This window comes from Caldicellulosiruptor changbaiensis (assembly GCF_003999255.1).
Taxonomy (GTDB): Bacteria; Bacillota; Thermoanaerobacteria; order Caldicellulosiruptorales; family Caldicellulosiruptoraceae; genus Caldicellulosiruptor; species Caldicellulosiruptor changbaiensis.
In genome coordinates this window covers 14,269-33,525 of record NZ_CP034791.1, presented here as the reverse complement: position 1 = coordinate 33,525, position 19,257 = coordinate 14,269, and the positions used below count along the sequence as shown (strand labels likewise).

Genomic DNA, 19,257 nt, shown 5'->3' with positions numbered 1-19,257 from the left:
TTAAAGCGATAAAAAGTTTGTAGCCTACCCTTTGGGGTTGATAATAAAAAAGCCACAGGCATTCTAATTTTTCTCCTTGCATGCCTGTGGCATTAGTTTTTATTGCCTATAAGATTTATCAAAAACTCTTGCCCCCTGTTGTCTTCAAACCTATCCAAAAGACTGTCATCGACAAAACGCAGTCTTTTTATCACTAAATTTGAAACCTTACCAGCTGAATATCTTCACTTGTCCCAAGAATAACTTATTTTAAATATTTCATCTACCATTATTTCTAAATCTGGAAAGTGTACACTTTGATAGTATCTCCTTCAGTATAAACCCTTGGTCTTCCATTCAGGGGTATGAAGGGTGTAAAGCTTGAGTGGGGTTTGGTTTGTATTGCCTATAACATAGAAAAATTAGCGAAGATGATAATAGAGGGTTGGGATAGAACTACTTCCCAACCCTTCTTTTATTTGCTGTATAGTTCAATATTAGCATTTAATGGTATTAAATGCTCGTTTCTGGTTATTAAAAATTATTGTTTTGGGACAGCCCCCTCATGTGTTAGTTTTTATTCTATCATGCTTTTTAATTTATGTAAACACAAAAAGTTATTTCTCAAATGGCTTTAATTTGAAAAAAGTTTATTAAACCAAGGTAATAAATACAAAGTCACATTAAAAAAATTTTCCTTTAAACTTTTGATACTCTCTTAAAAATGTTTCTGTTTGAAAAGAATACAAAATTGGTTTATAATAATCTAAAGGTAAAAACATTTGTTTTTGACTGTGGGGGTAATATTTGTGAATTTGAACATTGAACAGAAAAAGTTAGTTCAGTTAAAGCCAAATTGACACGTTTTAGTAAATGGAGTTGGTGGTTCTGGTAAAACTACAATCGCAATACACCGACTTGTTTATCTTTTGAATGAATACTGCTTTGCGCCTGATGCCAAGATCTTGATGGTAACATTTAATAAAACTTTAGTAAATTTCCTGAAATATCTTTATAATAAATTAGATGAAGAAATCTCTCTTTCATTTGATGCACTGGTAAATGACAACAAAGACAAGGTCAAAATATGTTCAATAGATAGTATAATCTATGGGTATTTCCAAGAATATAAAGAGTCTTCTGGTTGCAATCTTGAACTTGTAAACAATAAAACTGTAAAATACAACTTTATCAATCGGGCAATCATCAAACTCAAAGACAAATACCCAAAGGTTCAGTATATAGATCTTGCTTTTGCCAATTTTCTTTTAGACGAAATAGAATGGATAAAAGCATGTAATATAAGAAAATTAGAGGAATACCAAAGCACTGATAGAATAGGAAGAACAGCCACAAGTCAGAAAGATGTTCCTCAAAAGATTGCAAAAAATTCAGAAACAAAAAAGGCTATCTTTGAACTTATGCAACTTTATACACAACTTCTAAAAGAAAATGGACTTGTTGACTTTAAAGACATGGCCTTGATTGCTTTAGACTACCTAAAAGAAAATGAACACAGAATTCCAAAGTATACACATATTATAATAGATGAGAGCCAAGACCTGACAAGGACTCAATTAGAAATTATAAAACTTTTCTATAACTCTGAAAAGAGTTATTCCAGTATCATGTTTATTGCAGACACAGCACAAAGTATTTACACGCATTCATGGTTAGTAAGAGGAAGATCTTTTGCAAGCATTGGTTTCGACATGACAGGAAAAAGTTACATACTCTCTAAAAACTATAGAACGACTGTTCAGATTGCAAATCTCGCATACAGTCTCATAGAAAAAACACCAGAAATAATTGAGGATGAGAATTTTGTAAAACCAGCCCTGATAGATAAACAAGGTCCCTTTACCCGTGCAAAAAATCTTTCAAAGTGAAGAGGAAGAGGCAGAGTTTGTTTATAATGAGATTATGAACAACTTAGCCTTTGAGTTTCAGTTAAAAGACATTGCAGTAATTTGTAAAAGTAAAAAATACTTAGATTCTTTTTATAATTATGTTACTTCAAAAGGACTCAAGGCAATATTCTTAAACTCAGATTCTGGTGACAGCTTTGAAAAAGATGGTATAAAACTTATCACTATGCATTCTATTAAAGGTTTAGAATTCAAAGTTGTTTTCATTATTGGGCTCAATGCAAATATCATTCCATATTCAAACTGCGAAGACAATGAAGTTGCAAAACTTCAAGAAACAACCGATAAAAAACTCTTCTATGTTGGCATGACAAGAGCAAATGAAAGGCTATATTTGTGCTGCAGCAGAAAACCTTCAAAATTCTTAAATGAGTTAAATACAAAATACCTCAGAATTGATTCTCGTTGCAGCCTTCATAGCTTTTACAAACTAAGAATTGACGAATATAGATACATAGACAAAATCAGAGATATCTCCTGCAAGGAAGAAGAAGTAAGACAATGGCTTATAAATGAACTTGTTATCTCTGATTTGTAAAGTTGTTGGAGTAATGAGGAAAAAGCGATAGGCGGCGCAGTTGCCGCCTATTTACTTATCCTCAAAGTCATCAAACAAATCCTTTATATCAATATCCTCAAAATTCTCAAGAGAAATATCATCTTCAGTTGAATAATCAATGTTATAATAGTCGCACAGAAAATCAGAAGTAGCAAGGCTTAAGTCAAGTTCACCAAATTGGTTTGCTACAGAAAATGGATCAAGTTTTTGCCACACTGTTTTAATGTCTTTTGTCTCGTTCAAGTGCTTTATAAATATCTCAAGCCCAACCTTATCTTTTGGAAGCACCACTGTCTGACCAGGCTTTATTGGCGATCTTTTGCTGGGTTTTGCCAAAAAGAGCTTTACAATAAACTCTATTGCAAGGTTATCTGCATGAGACATGTATTTCTTTTTGCAGCTATTGCATCTGACATAAGCTATATCAGCAAAGTTAATAAGCCCTATTTTGGCAAGATACCCTTCATCCTGCCACTCAAGTTCAACATTGCTGCTACCACAACTGTAGCAAATACTTGGAGTGATTGTGTCTTTTACAAGATTGTAATAGAAGATATAGTCATTGTCAAAACCATATGGAAAAAGGGCTGCAAATCTTCTTTCCCAGCAGTTTGCAGGATTGCACATCTTGTCTTTTTTGTTTTTACTATTCGGACACATGCCAAAATAACCTGGGCAAAATTTAAAATACAGAAAGTCTCTTATGCTTGTAAATCTTACAAACTCATCTTTCATAAGCTCTCTTATACTTGCATTTTCTGAAAGCTTTCTCTCAACAAAATCAAGTATTGTCTCTTTATTTGATGTGTTTACAGAAAATTTATCTTTATCTTTTCTTTTTTCCATAAGAACATCAGCCTCTTTTCTGATTCAAACTACACTTTTTAACCAAACAACCCTCGCCAAATCACTTTAAAAATAAATCTCTTAAATCTCTGTATCAAGATGATACCACACCATTGTCTTCTATCCATTCAAGTGCCTTTTTTGTGTATTCAAAATCTTTCTCCAGCATATCTCTTAGCGGAAGGTATTCTAAAACTTCTTTTGCTAATGTCCTCACTGTATCATTATACCTTTGCAAGGGCTTATATTTTACTTCAAGGTTTTTGACAGCAAATGTTGTATCAGCCCTGCTTTTTAAAAATACATTGCATTTTACCATGCACTCCAAAAAATCTCTTTGGTAAAGAAAAGTAAGCTTTCTTAAAACATCTGTAACATTCTTTGAAGAACCCATATAGTGTACCTGCACTTGTTTTATTTCTATTATTATATCATCAACTATCTCTTTTTTGATATTCAAATTCATAGATTTTAATGCTTGTATGAGATTGTCAATAAAAACCTCAAATGTAGGCGAAATCTCTGTAAACATGCCTATCTTCACATCACCAAAGATGTCCTTGAAATTCTCTAAAACAGCTTCGCTAAAAAATGTAATTGTCACTTTTCTAATTGTTGCTCAGCTCCCTTTTTTTAAACTTAATTCCTATTTTTCTTTGAACCTATCGTGAACATTGAGCAGTTTGTGGAAATAGACAAGTTGTATCTCAAACATCTTCTTCAAAATCTCCCTAATTGGGGCAACAATGTACCTTTTTGAAACAGGACTGAAATAAAGGTCGTAATAACCAGGTCCTTCAAAAAGTATGTCAAAGTCTTTGAAATTCTTGCTAAATTCCCTTTTAAGATCCTCAATAGTTTTTGCATATACAATGTTCATTGCAACATTTTCTTCACTTTCAAAAAGTCTTTTATAAGCCTCACAAATGTCAAGTACAGAAAAGTTCGAAACTGGAAAGTTTTTATACAAATCATCAAAGTACTGATAAAGTGCACATGGCATTATAATTCTCTCTTTATTCTTCTCCACAATTCCATAATAACCTTCGCCAAGCCAGACAATAGGAATCATATCAAGAGTCAAATCTGTAAATATATCAAAATTATTGTTTGCCCCCCAGATCTTCATTGAATTTAGCATGGATATTATGTCAGGAGAATAGACAATATATAAAAACTCTTTGTAAAAGGCATTTGCAATATCAAAGTTTTTAAGCTGCTGTTCAGTTGGTATTGGAATACGGAGTTTTTCTAAAAACTCTTTTGTATATATCCAGTTGTTCTTTTGTATGACAGTATTTAGAAAGTTTGAAAAGGCTAAAATTTCTCCCACTCCCTTAAAAATATCTTTAACAAGTATCATTTTGAATTCTATTTTATCTTATCTCAGCTGAAATTACAAACCTTGATAACAAAATTCTTTCATTTTGACTCTTGCAAAATTATACTTTTTTCCATTAAAATTTATATTGTAAAAGTATATATCTTAAAACTTTTCTTTGTTTTTATCAAAAAAAGAATTTGAAGGGGTGGTTGTATGGAAGTTTTAAAAGTTGCTGCTTCATCAATGCCTCAGAAGGTTGCAAATGCGCTTGCTGCTATTGTAAAAGAACAAGGAGAAGCAGAACTTCAGGCTGTTGGTGCTTCTGCTGTAAATCAAGCTGTTAAAGCTATCGCAATTGCTCGTGGTAAGGTTGCTCCAAACGGAATAGACCTTTATGTAATACCTGCATTTGCAGATATCTTAATAGACGGTGAAAAGAAAACAGCTATCAAATTCATCGTAAAGTCAAGATAAAGTAAAAAGAAACATGCCAAATGGGCTGTCAAATGTCCGTCAAAAAGGTTGGCAGCCCATTTGTTTTTTCATGCTCGCATAATAAAGCATTTTAACCACAGGAAAAATCTATTTTTATCTCTCCGCTACTGGTAACAAAGACATTCTGAATCTTTATCCCTTTTATATTCTGCAAAAGTAGCTTTTGCAAATCAATTTCTAACCCCTCTTTAAAAAGGGTTATTCCTGGAATTTGTTCATCTTTCAATTTCCCAAGTAAAAATCCGTAGATGATAACACTCTTTGCAGGATCAAATAGAACCACTATCTTTTCAGCCTCTGATGTAATGGTAAATTTTAAAGCTATCTCCGGCAAAATACTCACAGGCTTTATTTTAACTCTTATTTCGCTGCCAGTAACATCTATTTCTTTTACTAACTCAGAAAGAGAAATATTTTTAAGCACAATATCAACAACCTCTTGGAGATTAGTATTAATATATCCCATATTCTGTCTTTCCCCTCTTTACTAACATAATCTTTTGTGTGATAAAAAAGTTCTTTTACAATTATTTTTATACCCTCATAGAGTATTTTTTAAAATCCAAATTTCGTGTGAAGTTACAGAGAAAAAATAAAGAGCTGCTTTACTTACTTCTTTTCAAAATCTGCAGCTCCTTTTCTTATTCAACTTAAAAACTTACTATACTGAGATTACATTAAAACTTTCTTTTGTAAAAGCAACTTTTCGACTTCCTCTTTTGGAATTGGCTTGCTAAAGAGATAGCCTTGTCCAAAATCACAGCCAATCTCTTTTAAAATCTCAAGCTCTTTTTTGTTCTCTATTCCCTCTGCAACAACTTTTAAACCAAGCTTGTGCGCCATCAGGATAATTCCCTCTACAATTGCCCTGCTCTCCTTTGAGAACATAAGCTCAGATATAAAACTTTTGTCAATCTTCACACCACTAATTGGAAGCTTCCTTAAGTATATAAGCGATGAATACCCTGTTCCAAAGTCATCAATTAAAAATTTTATCCCCATCTGGCACAAAAAGCCCAAAATCTTTAAAGACACATCAAAGTTTTCAACAGCACCAGTTTCGGTAATTTCAAAGGATACCTTAACTGGGTCAACAGAGTATTTTTCTAAGAGTTTTGCAACCGTGTTTTCAAAATATTTTGTTTTAAACTGGCGGGCAGAAAGATTTATTGCTATATGAATATCATTTATACCTTTTCGCTCCCAATCTCTGAGGTCTCTCAAGGCTTTTTCAATTACCACCTCTCCAATTCTTACAATAAGTCCGCTTTCCTCTGCAACTGGTATAAATTCAAGTGGTGATACCATTCCTTTTTGTGGCAAAAACCACCTTATCAGCGCCTCAACACTGTGTATCTCCATATTTTCAAGGTTTACAACTGGCTGATAGTAAAGTACAAACTCATCATTTTCTATTGCTTTTCTTAAATTCTTTTCTATCTCTATCTTATTTAGATTTTTCAATAGCAAAAATGGCATAAAAATCTGAAAATCGTTTTTTCCATTTTCCTTAGCAAGAGAGAGTGCCATATCTACATTTCGAAGAATCTCTTTTGAATCCCTTCCATCCTCAGGGTAGAAGGATATCCCCATACTGACTGTTGTGTAAAGACCTCTTTCTATTTTTTCTAAAAATATCTCATTTTCAAAAATTTTTTGAATCTCTGTGCAAACCTCTATGACAAAGTCTTTCTTTTCAAGACCATTTAGAATTATAGCAAACTCATCACCACCAACTCTGCTAAAGTAGTTCTGAACTTCCAAGCCTTTCAGATACTCAGCTATTTTCTGGGAAATTGTCCTTAGGTATTCATCGCCAACTTCATGACCATACAAGTCATTTATATCCTTGAAATTGTCAATGTCAATTAATATAACAGCTCCAATTTTACCTGTTTGAGCCGCTTTTTTGATTAATTCGCTTAATTTATTTTCAAAAAGTTTTCTATTGGGTAGATTTGTAAGATCATCATAATACGCAAGATACTTTATCCTGTCTTCATACTCTTTTTTAGCTGAATAATCAATATTAATCCCTATTAATTTTTCTGGCTTTCCTCTATTATCATAGAATACCTTTATGTGTACTGAGACCCACTTATAATTTCCATTTTTGTCTTTTATCCGCGCTTCGTACTCTATTTTCTCGTCTCTTAGCTCAAAAGCTCTTTGAATCTTTTCCATCAAAGCTTTTATGTCATCTGGATGGTAAAGCTCAAGCCATGCATAATAGTCAATTTTTGGGTTAATCTTATCTGTCTCAAAATAGTCCTTGAGATTCCCATAAAACTCAATCCTTTTTTCAGCAACATCAAACTCCCAAATACAATCTGAAATGTTTTCAACTATGAATTTATACCTCTCTTCCTCTTCTTTTAAAAGCTCTGTCTGTTTATTTAGAATTTCTAAGGTATTTACCAGCTCCTGATTTGTCTCCTCAAGCTCTTCATAGCTTTCTTCCAAAAGACGCTGATTCTTTTTAATAGGCGTAATGTCAAGCCCAGTTGAAATAATCAACGGTTCATTTAGATATGGACTTTCAACAACCACATTGTTCCAAATTATCCAGCATACATCTCCGGTCTTTGTGATAATTTCATTTTCAAAGTTATTCAAAACCTTCTTTTCTGCTATCTCTGAAAACAGTTTCTCAATGTACTCTCGCTTATGCTCTGGAATGAATATATCAACCCACCTTTTACCTATTACCTCTTCCCTTTTATATCCTGTGACTTCCTCCGCAAACCTGTTAAAATAGATAATCTCACCCTTTAAATTGAGAGTAAGCACTATTACATTTGCGTTAGATGCTAAAAGCTCTGCATATTTTTCATAAGCTTCTTTTCCCTGCTGAAGCCTTTTGTTTATGCCTCTCATTACAAATATTGTAATGCTGGAGGCAAAGATAATTATAAAAAGAATATAAAGTATTGAAAACACTACTTCTCTGTTCTTTTTCTCATAATAGTACGGAGAGTATGTAGAAAAGTAGTTGTAATAAAGCTGATCAAATATACCATTTTTAATAAGCTCTTTTAGTCTTGTATTTACATAGTCAACAAGCTCCGGATGTTTTTTGCTTATACCAAAGCCACTCTCGAGTATAAAAATGTCCTTCAACTTGATCTCAACTTGGTCTGCATAATTGTTCTTCACTAAAAAGTAATTAGCAATTTCTTGAGAGATTATAACTGCATCTACTTTGCCTTCTAAAAGTGCTACAAACTCATCCTCAATGGTTTGAAAGGTAAGATAGTTCTTAATTTTCAATCTTTCTTTTAGCAATGTTTCTGTATAATCACTTTTCATTACACCTATCTTAAAAGAAGCTAAATTATTCAACGTTATATCTTTGTTAAAATCTTTTCTTGTATAAATCCCAACATGTCTTGTGAAAATTGGGTCTGTGAAATAGACACCTTTTTTTCTCTCCTCTAATATTACAATAGGGCCAGTGATGTCAATCTCGCCACTTACAAGTCTTTTATAGACATTTTCCCATGTATCGCTACTCACACTTAGAAAATATTTATCTGGCTCAAAAATTAAGTTTGCCAAATCAACTGAAAATCCATACACTCGTCCATTTATAACATACGAAAAAGGTGGATATTGTTTATCTACTTGAAACTTTATTGTTTTGTGATAGCAATATGCAACCTGGCTTGTAAAAAGAAATAACAGGATTGATATTATAATAACCTTTAAAGTCCTTTTCATAAAAATCAACCTTTGAAATATTGCAGATATACTAATATTCTAACTAAATATATACCCACTTTGAAGAAAATTAAAACAATTTTTTGAGTGAACTTTTAAATACCACCTAATCTATAATCACAAAAGAAGGAGATTTTATGTTATATTTCAAATTTGAACCTTTCAAAGAAAAATCTCCAAACCCTTTTATTAAGTTTCCCTTCAATCCTTTTGCATAAATTGGTATATTGCCCGATACAGGCTTATCTGAAAGATTCAGCACTATAAGTATACTATCATTCCCATATGTTATGACAAATGCAAAAATTGATTCGTTTGTTTGAATTAATTTGAAATCACCTCTTAGTGAACTACCGTCCACCTAAAGAGGTGGAGGCTTCGCAAGAAGTTTGGCAGCAGTTAAGCTACCCTTATTCTCACAGGGTGGTTCACACACCCACTACTGGTTATCTGCTTCACCACAGACTCACCAGCTACTTTTGCAAGTATGTTTATCGCTCCATTTATATCCGCATTTACTACATACCCACACTTTTTGCATACATACAATCCCCTGTATTTCCTGCTACTTTTGCTAACCTGCCCACACCTGCTACATCTTTGTGATGTATAGCTCTCATCCACTTCCACATACCTTATACCATAATACATGCACTTTGATTTTAGCTTCCTCTTGAACTTGTCATATGGTATTCCCACAAAATTTTGATTGTTTACAACCCCGAGCTCTATCCCCTGCTTTATACCTTTCATCTTGCCAACAACTACTGCAGATACTTGATTGTTCAAACAGTGCTTGATTATCAAACTTACGGCTTGATTCAAAAAGTTGTCAATTATATGTTGCCTTTTAAGAGAAATCTGAGCAAGTTTTCTGCCACATTTTATCCCCTGCCTGCTGTAGATTGACTGAAGTCTTGCCCTTTGTTTGTTGTACCATCGGTTGACTGATTTTAAAAACCTGCCCTCTATCAAAAAGGCAGTCCCGATGGTATCAACCACCGCTGCAAAATTGTCAAGCCCTAAGTCTACCCCTAAATACCTGCTCAAATCAAAAGTATTAAGCTTATATTCTTCTTCATACACATACTCAATCTCAAACCATTTGCCACCCAGCCTTGGCACTATCCTGACCTCTTTGAGCTTTTTGCCCAAAACAGTTTTCGGTAGCTCAAAATACAAGTACCTTACACCAAACTCTTTTGCAAAACCCCTGCCAAGACTCAATCGTACTTTTTTCCCTTCTGTCTTGAACTGGTCCTTCGGAAAAACTATCTGATACATCCCATCCTTCGGCAGGTATTTGGGCATTGAAACTTTTTCTTCTACCTTCCCTTCTTTTTTAGATTTCAAAAGACCCCGAAAAGACTTAAAAGCTTCACTCACTGAAATAAGTGTTTGCTGGGCAACCTGCGATGGCAAAAGTCTGTAGTTTTCGCTGCCTTTCACAAGATGATATACACTCTCATATCTCAGATATTCCTGAGTTTTAAAGTAGTGTTGCCTTATATGATACAGACCATAGTTGTACAGGTTTTTTGAAAGGTGGCAAAGCTGACGTAGCAGTCTGTATGTTTGTTTATCACATCTTATATGATTTTTCTGCGTTTTGTACATTTTAATCACCTGAGGAATATTATAACATATTTTTAGCAATTCATCTCCATCTTGTAGAAGATGGAGTCTTCTTGCTTAATTTTTTGATAAAGCATAGTAATAAGAATCACCTTTTTTGTACCACTGTCTTGGCCCGAACGCAGATAATTGATTTATATTTGTTTTAGAATCTGCCCATATATAGTAGTTTCTATATTTACTGTTCTTGTTAGTCGAAGCCTCAATAAACCAAGGATGCTGACTTGGTGTGTGATTCATCATCATGTCAAGTATAACTTTAAAACCCATTTTATGAGTCTTTCCAAGGAAGTTTTGAAAATCTTTTTCTGTGCCATAATCAGGATCAATTTTATAGTAATTTGTTTCTCCTTTTAAATGATATTGTTTGCATTGTATTATACCTTTATTTTTTGAATTTTTTAGTTCCAAAATTTTTAAAATTTATATGTAGAGATTATACAATTTTTTTCATTATGAGTTTAAATTCTAATTCACAATTATCAAATGATCCATAGCTCGTGTGAATGCAACATATTTTTCATTGTTCGTCATACCTTGAGTAAAGACAATACATTGCCTAAACTCTAATCCTTTCGCCAGCTTTATATCAAATAAGTTGAATTTTCTAAGAAACAACCTTTTTGACTCTGATACTTTGTTTATTTCTCCTTTTGGAAACAATTTAAATATTTTTTCCATAAGCTCAGGATAGTAATCCTTTACTACAATAGCTCTCAAGCCATTTTCGTCAAATTCATTTATAGTCTTTTGAAACTCTAGAATATTTATGTTCTCCAAAGTAAACTCTTTGACGGCAAAAGAATTAATTCCAATTGGCTGCATTGAAATATTGAATTTGTCATTGCAAAAGCAGGCTATTTCATTGGAGTTTCTATAATTTTCTATAAGTTCATAATATTTTGCATTCAAAATATTCTTCAGTTCTTCCCAGTCACCTAAACCACTCTTTAAAATCGATTGTAACAAATCACCGTAAATATTGAACACTGCTCTATTGTCATTCAATTTTATAAACAGCTTATATTCATTTAAAGTAATATCCTGCCCCTCATCAATAAAAATTAATTTTTCCTGCTTATTAGGCAAACCAAAATGCTCACAGCAAAGGTTTAAAATAAGGTACAAATCAAATTTGTAAAAGATGTTTTTCGTAAGTTTTTGACCAAATCTCAAAAAGATCTTTTCTCTTAAAGGTTTGTAAACCTTAGTTAAAAAATTATCTTTATAAATTTTGTTATCTTTAATTTCATACTCTGGAATCAAACGTTTTAATTTAACCAATTTATAAATAATCTCTTTACTTAGCATTCTTTGAGTTAGATTATCTAACTCAGTTTGATATTCAACTAGTTTCTGTTGATAAAGTTTTAGTCTCTTTTTTAATTTAATTAATTTGTTTTTTAACACCAAAAGCTGAGTATTTATATTTTCCCTGTCCTTTAAACCATATTTTTTAACTATTTCCTCACTTATATTTTCTTTATTCTTCAGTTTATTAGCTATTATTTCTATTTCCTGAATTTCTTTATTTGTTTGGGCTATTAGATTTTCAACATTTTCTATGTATCCTTTTACATCTTCTATTTTTTCATTAATAATTTCATTTTCTCCTATCAACCAGTTAACATTGGTTAAAATTTCTCTTAGAGCCTCATCAAAAAATCTGTAATTTCCAACTTTGATGTTATTCTTTTGCATTAATTCTCTATACCCTATATTTTCAAGATAGTTTTTTATACCCCTCACCCATTGTTTGTAAGCATTTTTTAGTTCTTCAAGGCATTCATCACTATAACAATAGTCTAACATTTCTTTTGGAAGTGAGTCTTCATCACCCAAATATGCTTCTACTGTTTTTATATATTCGTCTTCATTTTTTCTCCTTGCTCTTATATTTTCAACAAATTTGAATCCGTAATTGTCTAACTTTTCTAAATAATAGTCAACTATTGTTCCTTTATTCACCAAATCCAGTTCCAATTCATGAGCTAAATCTTTGATTTGTTTATTAAAAATGTTATTTGGTGTAATTATCCAGATGCTGTGAGGGTTTATATTTTTGTTATTGTACAAAAGGTAAGAAAGCCGATGTAACAAAATCATTGTCTTGCCTGAGCCTGCATATCCTTGAACAATTATATTTTGGTCATATTTTTCATAAATTATCTCAATCTGTTTTCTTTGAATTGTTCTTATAATATCAGTGAATTTGCCCTCTGTTCTTTTCTCCTTAATAAGTTGAACTAAAAATGGATCTAACAACTGGTCATACTTTGAAGGAAGAGAATCATCATATACAAACTCGTTTTTGTAACTTATAAGCTCACCGTTTTTTATATCAAAACTTCTTCTTAACAAAACTAAATACCAAATATCATTTATCTTAAACTCAATTTCTGTGTTTTGATAATAGGTCTTTGCTATATCACTTCTCCAATCACTCACTATAAGATTGCCTTTATTATCCAACAAAGCACTTTTGCCAATATAAACAACATCAATACTTTTTTTACTATCATGAGATTTTTCCAAATCTACTCTTGCAAAGTATGGCATATACCTTTGCTCTAACAATTTCAAAATCTCTTCGTTTATCCTTTTAATTTTTTTTCTGTTAGCAATGTAATCTTCAATTTCGTCTGCTGATCGTGAATGATATGTAATTAAATCTTCTTCTAATTTGTCTATTGTTTTTTTTCTATTTTCTATTTTTTCATCAATATATTTCACTACCTTTTTTAATTGGTTCTTCTCTTCTTCGTAAATTATGTCGTTTTGTAAATTGTTAGCCATTTAGTTGTCACCTTCTACCAAGAAATTGTTTAACTTTAAATAAATATTAATTTACTTGGCATGTATTGTCAACATACATTTTAATAGGGAAAGATTATAAGTTTGACTGAAACATTAAAAACAGATCTTTAGGATTGCTTAATTTTATGTTAAAATTCCTTTAAGATATTTTTCTAAAATTGTGTTCTCATCCAATGTTTTTTAGTAATCACGAAGCATAATTTTATTGAAAATAGACGAATTAATAAATAATATAAGGTGATACAGATGAACTCAGAGAGGCTGAAAGCAATTCAAGAACATTTAACAAAAATTTCAATTGAAGATGTCGCAGAGATATATAAAGATCTGGAAAATATTTATAACCAATTACTCTCAAAACACGGAATAGATATTCAAAAGTGTTTTTGCGGCGCAAATGAAAATTTCCTTGAAGAGCTGAAAAAGGCATTTTCAAAAGCTGTTGAGATAAATATGATTGTATCTTTTTTGTTAGAATCAGGTGTAAGGCTAATTATTGAAGATTTAATAGAAGCAAAAAAAAGAAATTGTCCCATAAGAATTGTAACTGGTCGATATTTGAATATAACTCAACCTTCTGCTCTTTATCTTATCAAAGACAGACTTGGCAGTTATGTGGACTTGAGATTTTTCAAAGATGACAATATTCCTTTCCATCCCAAAGCATACATTATCGAATACGAAGGCGGAAAAGGAGATATATTCATCGGCTCATCAAATTTATCAGAATCAGCGTTGACATATGGGATTGAGTGGAATTATAGAATTGAGAAAACTACAAATCCGAAGGATTTCGAACAATTTAAAAAAGAGTTCTTCAAAATTCTAAAAAGCTGTACAGAAAAAATCGATGATGAGCTTTTGAGAAAGTACAGTCGCAGCTGGAAAAGACCTAAGATTTTCATAGAAATTAAAGAAATTCAAGCTGAGGTTGAAAATACTGACAATTCAGCTGAGGACATAGATTCAACATCCTCAAAAGACATTTCCATGGTAGCCGAAGAAGTTCTTGAATATGATAAATCCACATTTGCTGAAAAAGATGATACTGAACAATCAAAAACTCAGCATAAAAAACCAAACTCAAGGAAAATTGTACCTCTTTATCCAAGAGAGGCTCAAACAGAAGCATTGTATTGGCTCAAAAAATGTCGTGAAGAGGGATTGGACAGAGCACTTGTTGTTGCAGCAACAGGTATTGGCAAAACCTTTTTAGCTGCATTTGATTCAATTGGATTTAAAACAGTGCTATTTGTTGCCCACAGAGAAGAAATTTTGAGACAAGCTGCCTTATCTTTTAAGACTATCAGATCAAATGCAACAATTGGTTTTTTCACCGGTGATAGAAAGGAAACTGACAAAGATATAATTTTTGCCTCTGTTCAAACTCTTGGAAAAGAGGAATATTTAAATCCAACATATTTTTCGTCTGATTATTTTGAATACATAATAATTGACGAATTTCATCATGCAGTTGCAAAAAGTTATCAAAATATTATAAACTATTTCAAGCCAAAATTTCTCTTGGGCCTCACAGCAACGCCTGAAAGGTTGGATAACAAAGATGTTTTTGAACTTTGCAACTACAATGTTGTTTATGAATTAAGGCTCAAAGATGCAATAAACAAAGGTTATCTCGTGCCTTTTCATTATTATGGAATATATGATGAAACAGATTTTTCTCAAATTCCAGAAATTAATGGAAAGTTTAAAGAAGATGAACTTGAAAAAGTCCTGATGATACACAAAAGAGCAGACTTGATACTGAAAAACTATTTAAAATTCAATAAGCAAAAGACTTTGGCTTTTTGTTGCTCTCGCAATCACGCTGAATTTATGGCTGATTATTTTAATAAAAATGGTGTTAAATGCTGCGCAGTGTATAGTGGAGAACAAGGAAAAAATGCCCTGCAAAGAAGTGAGGCAATAAGAAAGCTCAAAAATGGCCAAATAAAGGTTATTTTTACTGTGGATATGTTCAATGAAGGTGTTGATATCCCTGAAATTGACATGGTTATGTTTTTAAGACCAACAGAGTCACCTACAGTTTTTTTACAGCAGCTGGGCCGTGGCTTGAGAAAAGCTAAAAATAAGAATTATTTAACAGTATTAAATTTTATAGGAAACTATAAACGTGCTAACTTAATACCATTTCTATTGAGCACTGGTGAATATGATATTGAAAAGATTAAAAAGAGTAAATACTCTGTTGATGATTTTGAGTATCCTGATGGTTGTGTTGTGGATTTTGATTTCAGAATTATTGATATATTCAAAAAACAAGCTGAAAGTCTTAAGAATATTCAAGAAATTGTCTATGAAGAGTTTTTGAGAATAAAAGAAATGCTTGGGAAACGCCCAAGCCGTGTTGAATTTTTTAAATATATTGATACTGCTATATATGCAAGTATGAAAAAATATTCTGACCCTTTTATAAACGTGTTTAAAGATTATATATCTTTTTTGAAAATTAACAATCAATTAGAAGAAGGAGAAGAATCTTTATTTAATACATTTGCACATCAATTTATTAAAGTAGTTGAGAATACAATGATGACAAAGATTTATAAAATGCCCTTGCTTCTTGCGTTCTACAATAATGGTAACATAAAATTGAAAGTTGGACCTGACGATATTTATGAGGCTTTCAAAGAATTCTTCTCTAATCCTTCAAATGCAATTGATTTAGAAGTTCACAAAAGCACTCGCAATTATAAGGATTGGCAGAAAGAAGAATATATTAAGTTATCAAGGAATAATCCTGAAAAATATTTAATAAGTTCTCATCCTGAATTTTTCTATTGGGATGGAGACTATTTTTGCATAAATGACAAACTTGCTGATTTTATAAATAATGAATATTTTCTTATGCACTTTAAAGATGCAATTGACTTTAGAATAAAACGATATTATAGGGAGAGATATGAAAAATGGACCCAACAATAAGATATTATGATGAAAATGCAATTGAATTCTTTGAAAACACAAAAAATGCAGATATGAAAGAATTATATGAATTGTTTTTAAAATACCTTCCCAAAGGATCAAAAATTCTTGACTTAGGTTGCGGTTCTGGAAGAGATACTAAATATTTTTTACAAAATGGGTATGACACAGTTGCAATAGATGGTTCACTTGAAATGGTAAAACTTTCTACTCAGTACACAGGGAAACAAACTTTTCACATGACATTTGAACAACTTGACTTTTTTGAAGAATTTGATGGAGTTTGGGCATGTGCCTCGCTTTTGCATGTACCAAGGAGCAAAATAGATTTAATCTTCAGAAAAATATATTTGGCACTTAAGAAAAACGGCATTTTCTATTCATCATATAAATATGGAAATACCGAAGAATTCCGTAATGGCCGATTTTTTAATAATTACGATGAAAGCTCTTTTATGGCTCTTTTGAAAAACCATCCTTACTTTGAACTACTTGAGATGAAAACCACCAATGACGTTAGAAAAGGAAGAGAGAATGAAAAATGGTTGAATGTTATATTAAAAAAGAAATAAGGAGAAGGGCTCTTATCTCTCACACCTTCTCCTCATACCTCTCAAGAGCTTTTTTCACTCTTGAAATTATCTCATTCCTTATCCTCTCAGGTGATATTACAACAACGTCCTTTCCTAAATACAAAATCCTTGACAAAACTTCTGCTTCTTCAAATGTGTAGTAATAGATTGTAAGTTGGTGTTTGTTCTTCTCTCTCAAAAACCTTGCTGATTTTTTGAACGATGAAAAAAGACAAAATGCTCTTTCTAAAGCGTTTCTTGTGTTCATAACCTCAAGGACAATTGGCTCTGGTGCTGAAGATTTTTTTAAAAATTCTTCATACTCTTTTGAAATTTCCGTCATGTCAACCTTTTCAGAGGTTAAGCTAATATCATGCAGATTTTGAACAACGCATTTTGCAAAGCTGTGAGAAGTTATAGAGTAAATAATTGCATAGAGCAAATCATCTTTGAGAGAGTATTGAATCTTTACAGGAATCCCTGTTTCTTTAAATTGATAACCACTTCTTGTTATGTAAGTGTAGTTTATAGCTTTTTTTTCTAAAGCTGCATGAATTAAAATTCTGAGTTTCTTGCCAATCTCCCTTACCCACTCTCTTTTTACCACTTTCGAGTAGTTTTTAGGAAGCAAAATTTCTGGGTCAAACAGAAAATTGTTATTCACTTTTAGCTTTTTTATCTTTTCAATTGTTTCATCTTCCAAAAAAAGATGCACATAGCGGCTGGATAGCATGAATTTTAACCACATAAGTTCTATGTCTGTAGCATAAGGCTCAATTGGCGCATCAATTCTTAAAGTTAACTGCTGAGAGTCATCTTCTTTTTTTAGAAGATATAGGTTTTTATTCTCTTCCTCATTTTTGTCTAAAACTCTTCTCTCTAAGCTTGGAAAATTACAATTGTACTTTTGTAAAATCTCTTGCACACCTCTTCGGGTAATTCCGCCATTTTCGTAAGCTGTGTTGATAATCTCTTCTAACGCCTTGTAAAATGTGCTTTTTATGCTACTGAATATCTCCATAGTTTCTCAAAATCTCCTTCCACTCTTCTATAATCTCTTGTCTGAGCTTACTTGAGTCTTCGCTGCCATCTTCAACAACAACCCTGTGTGAAAAGCTTCTAAGCCATGGTTTGAATTCTTTTAGGTTACTAAGTTCATACTCAACAACAAATTCATTTTGGCTTACTATATCTATTTTTGCATCTTTCAGCTCTCTTTTTACCCTGTTTAATACAAAGTTAAAGCTGGCCTCTTTATCATCGAGGATGAACCTTAGCTTTATTTTTTTAAACCCTGTCTTTTTGAGTGGAACAGACACAAAAAAACACTTTTCTATAACTTTCCAGTATTCTTTGAAAATGTTTTTGTCAAATGTCTCATCTAAAATTTCTATTTTTTCTACCCTTGAAGCAGGAAGGGTATTTATTGCCTTTTCAAAAAGCACAATAAAATACCATCTGCCAAGTTTTACATCGTAAATGATTCTGAGTGGAATACAAGTATACTCTTTTCTTTCATTTTTGCTTCTTGGATAGTACCAAATTTTTATTTTTCTGCCACTTGAGGCTGCCTGCCAAAATCTCCACACAAGCTCTTCATCTAAAACATAATGATGAGGCACATATGTAAACCAAAATAGTTGATTTGCTTCTTTTACAAACTCTTCTTCACCATTTTTCAAAAGATATTTTTCCAAGCTCTCTTTTAAAAACCACCCCGGAACATTTGGTACATTTGTGTTTATAAAAAATAAAACCGATAGGTAGATGTTTTTTACCTCATCTTTTGAAAACCCTGAAAAAAGCCTTTCGATTGTATTTGACAAGACATAAACTTTTTCTTTTTTTAGAAATTTTATAACCCCTATACTTTGCATCTCTTTCAATGTTCTTTTTATACTTGAATCAATAGCTTTATCTTTTGTTCTTTCATCAAGTGCAAAGTATATCTTATCAACAATCTCATTTGTAGTTGCTCTTTTGTTTTTTGAAGAATTCAAAATCTGAAGAATCTTGAAAAACAATGTTGTTTGAAGCGGAGTTGATGTTTTTGAAAAATATATATTGATAAGCGGATTTTCTACCTCTTTGAAAAAGTCTTCAACTATACATGGCAAAACCTTTTTGCCATCTCTTTCGACCGATAGATATTCATCTTCTTTTAAAAACACTCTCATACGCCTGAGCTCTTCATCAAATGTTCTTTTACCTATCTTAAAAAGCTCAGCGTCTTCTCGTGAATAACATCCATACAAATACACAAGCCTTGAAAAGTTCCTAAGCTTGTTAAAGTCATTTATAAAAGGATTGAACTCTGGCATAGTGTACTGCCCCTTTATAAGTTTTCTTTCTTTATGAGTTTTCCGCTGCGGGTAGAGAAAATTCCTTGTTATATTGATAATATTATACCAAAAATTAAAAGCAGGCTAAAGATTC

16 protein-coding genes and 1 pseudogene are annotated in these 19,257 nt (G+C 32.0%); 6 read left to right on the top strand and 11 right to left on the bottom strand.

The features are described from left to right. Window positions 1-338: 338 nt before the first annotated feature. The 3 genes and pseudogenes from ELD05_RS14180 to ELD05_RS14175 all read left to right on the top strand — a co-directional run. A pseudogene (locus ELD05_RS14180) lies at window positions 339-617 on the top strand (hypothetical protein); the annotation flags it as partial. A 264-nt stretch (window positions 618-881) separates the two neighbouring features. After that, the gene (locus tag ELD05_RS00140; RefSeq protein ID WP_127350848.1) at window positions 882-1,868 is read left to right on the top strand and encodes a UvrD-helicase domain-containing protein; all 987 of its coding nucleotides are present in this window, start codon (window positions 882-884) and stop codon (window positions 1,866-1,868) included. Beyond that, a complete protein-coding gene (locus ELD05_RS14175; RefSeq protein WP_241243534.1) occupies window positions 1,846-2,445 on the top strand; it encodes a 3'-5' exonuclease in 600 nt (199 codons plus the stop codon). Before ELD05_RS00140 ends, ELD05_RS14175 begins: the two co-directional genes overlap by 23 nt. A 51-nt stretch (window positions 2,446-2,496) precedes the next feature. Here the strand turns inward: ELD05_RS14175 and ELD05_RS00130 are convergent, their stop codons facing one another. The 3 genes from ELD05_RS00130 to ELD05_RS00120 form a co-directional block, all read right to left on the bottom strand. Next, complete coding sequence (locus tag ELD05_RS00130; protein ID WP_127350847.1) at window positions 2,497-3,312, bottom strand: hypothetical protein; 816 nt, start codon at window positions 3,310-3,312, stop codon at window positions 2,497-2,499. Window positions 3,313-3,406: 94 nt separating this feature from the next. Beyond that, window positions 3,407-3,916: a hypothetical protein gene (locus ELD05_RS00125; RefSeq protein WP_127350846.1), complete on the bottom strand. Its 510-nt coding sequence runs from the start codon at window positions 3,914-3,916 to the stop codon at window positions 3,407-3,409. A gap of 42 nt (window positions 3,917-3,958) precedes the next feature. Next, the gene (locus ELD05_RS00120; RefSeq protein ID WP_241243533.1) at window positions 3,959-4,675 is read right to left on the bottom strand and encodes a hypothetical protein; all 717 of its coding nucleotides are present in this window, start codon (window positions 4,673-4,675) and stop codon (window positions 3,959-3,961) included. Between the two features lie 174 nt (window positions 4,676-4,849). Here ELD05_RS00120 and ELD05_RS00115 point away from each other — a divergent pair, with 174 nt between their 5' ends. Beyond that, window positions 4,850-5,110: a stage V sporulation protein S gene (locus tag ELD05_RS00115; RefSeq protein WP_011915650.1), complete on the top strand. Its 261-nt coding sequence runs from the start codon at window positions 4,850-4,852 to the stop codon at window positions 5,108-5,110. Window positions 5,111-5,201: 91 nt separating this feature from the next. Here the strand turns inward: ELD05_RS00115 and ELD05_RS00110 are convergent, their stop codons facing one another. The 6 genes from ELD05_RS00110 to ELD05_RS00085 all read right to left on the bottom strand — a co-directional run bounded on the left by ELD05_RS00110 (window position 5,202) and on the right by ELD05_RS00085 (window position 13,282). Continuing rightward, window positions 5,202-5,597: a hypothetical protein gene (locus tag ELD05_RS00110; protein ID WP_127350845.1), complete on the bottom strand. Its 396-nt coding sequence runs from the start codon at window positions 5,595-5,597 to the stop codon at window positions 5,202-5,204. 206 nt (window positions 5,598-5,803) lie between these two features. Further along, window positions 5,804-8,851, bottom strand: coding sequence for an EAL domain-containing protein (locus ELD05_RS00105; RefSeq protein WP_127350844.1), 3,048 nt, complete (start codon window positions 8,849-8,851; stop codon window positions 5,804-5,806). A gap of 106 nt (window positions 8,852-8,957) precedes the next feature. Beyond that, window positions 8,958-9,212, bottom strand: a complete 255-nt coding sequence (locus ELD05_RS00100) for an alpha-glucosidase C-terminal domain-containing protein (protein ID WP_127350843.1) — start codon at window positions 9,210-9,212, stop codon at window positions 8,958-8,960. Window positions 9,213-9,250: 38 nt separating this feature from the next. Then, entirely contained in the window at window positions 9,251-10,468 is a 1,218-nt protein-coding gene (locus ELD05_RS00095) for an RNA-guided endonuclease InsQ/TnpB family protein (RefSeq protein ID WP_127352891.1), read from the bottom strand. Window positions 10,469-10,543: 75 nt separating this feature from the next. Next, window positions 10,544-10,897, bottom strand: a complete 354-nt coding sequence (locus ELD05_RS00090; protein ID WP_241243532.1) for an alpha-amylase family glycosyl hydrolase — start codon at window positions 10,895-10,897, stop codon at window positions 10,544-10,546. Window positions 10,898-10,954: 57 nt separating this feature from the next. Further along, a complete protein-coding gene (locus ELD05_RS00085) occupies window positions 10,955-13,282 on the bottom strand; it encodes a UvrD-helicase domain-containing protein (RefSeq protein ID WP_127350841.1) in 2,328 nt (775 codons plus the stop codon). Window positions 13,283-13,549: 267 nt separating this feature from the next. Between ELD05_RS00085 and ELD05_RS00080 the strand changes: the two genes are divergently transcribed. Together ELD05_RS00080 and ELD05_RS00075 are read left to right on the top strand one after the other, a co-directional pair. Next, entirely contained in the window at window positions 13,550-16,249 is a 2,700-nt protein-coding gene (locus tag ELD05_RS00080; RefSeq protein WP_127350840.1) for a DEAD/DEAH box helicase family protein, read from the top strand. Then, window positions 16,234-16,821, top strand: coding sequence for a class I SAM-dependent methyltransferase (locus ELD05_RS00075; RefSeq protein WP_127350839.1), 588 nt, complete (start codon window positions 16,234-16,236; stop codon window positions 16,819-16,821). The genes ELD05_RS00080 and ELD05_RS00075 overlap by 16 nt, the downstream gene beginning before the upstream one ends. Window positions 16,822-16,840: 19 nt before the next feature. Here the strand turns inward: ELD05_RS00075 and ELD05_RS00070 are convergent, their stop codons facing one another. Together ELD05_RS00070 and ELD05_RS00065 are read right to left on the bottom strand one after the other, a co-directional pair. Then, a complete protein-coding gene (locus tag ELD05_RS00070; protein WP_127350838.1) occupies window positions 16,841-17,842 on the bottom strand; it encodes a WYL domain-containing protein in 1,002 nt (333 codons plus the stop codon). After that, window positions 17,826-19,142, bottom strand: a complete 1,317-nt coding sequence (locus ELD05_RS00065; protein WP_127350837.1) for a helix-turn-helix transcriptional regulator — start codon at window positions 19,140-19,142, stop codon at window positions 17,826-17,828. The genes ELD05_RS00070 and ELD05_RS00065 overlap by 17 nt, the downstream gene beginning before the upstream one ends. Window positions 19,143-19,257: the final 115 nt, after the last annotated feature.

Bases quoted from the DNA above. Each gene is read 5' to 3' on its own strand.
- ELD05_RS00130 (WP_127350847.1), bottom strand. From the start codon at position 3,312: ATGGAAAAAAGAAAAGATAAAGATAAATTTTCTGTAAACACATCAAAT.
- ELD05_RS00120 (WP_241243533.1), bottom strand. From the start codon at position 4,675: ATGATACTTGTTAAAGATATTTTTAAGGGAGTGGGAGAAATTTTAGCC.
- ELD05_RS00115 (WP_011915650.1), top strand. From the start codon at position 4,850: ATGGAAGTTTTAAAAGTTGCTGCTTCATCAATGCCTCAGAAGGTTGCA.
- ELD05_RS00110 (WP_127350845.1), bottom strand. From the start codon at position 5,597: ATGGGATATATTAATACTAATCTCCAAGAGGTTGTTGATATTGTGCTT.
- ELD05_RS00105 (WP_127350844.1), bottom strand. From the start codon at position 8,851: ATGAAAAGGACTTTAAAGGTTATTATAATATCAATCCTGTTATTTCTT.
- ELD05_RS00095 (WP_127352891.1), bottom strand. From the start codon at position 10,468: ATGTACAAAACGCAGAAAAATCATATAAGATGTGATAAACAAACATAC.
- ELD05_RS00085 (WP_127350841.1), bottom strand. From the start codon at position 13,282: ATGGCTAACAATTTACAAAACGACATAATTTACGAAGAAGAGAAGAAC.
- ELD05_RS00080 (WP_127350840.1), top strand. From the start codon at position 13,550: ATGAACTCAGAGAGGCTGAAAGCAATTCAAGAACATTTAACAAAAATT.
- ELD05_RS00075 (WP_127350839.1), top strand. From the start codon at position 16,234: ATGGACCCAACAATAAGATATTATGATGAAAATGCAATTGAATTCTTT.
- ELD05_RS00070 (WP_127350838.1), bottom strand. From the start codon at position 17,842: ATGGAGATATTCAGTAGCATAAAAAGCACATTTTACAAGGCGTTAGAA.
- ELD05_RS00065 (WP_127350837.1), bottom strand. From the start codon at position 19,142: ATGCCAGAGTTCAATCCTTTTATAAATGACTTTAACAAGCTTAGGAAC.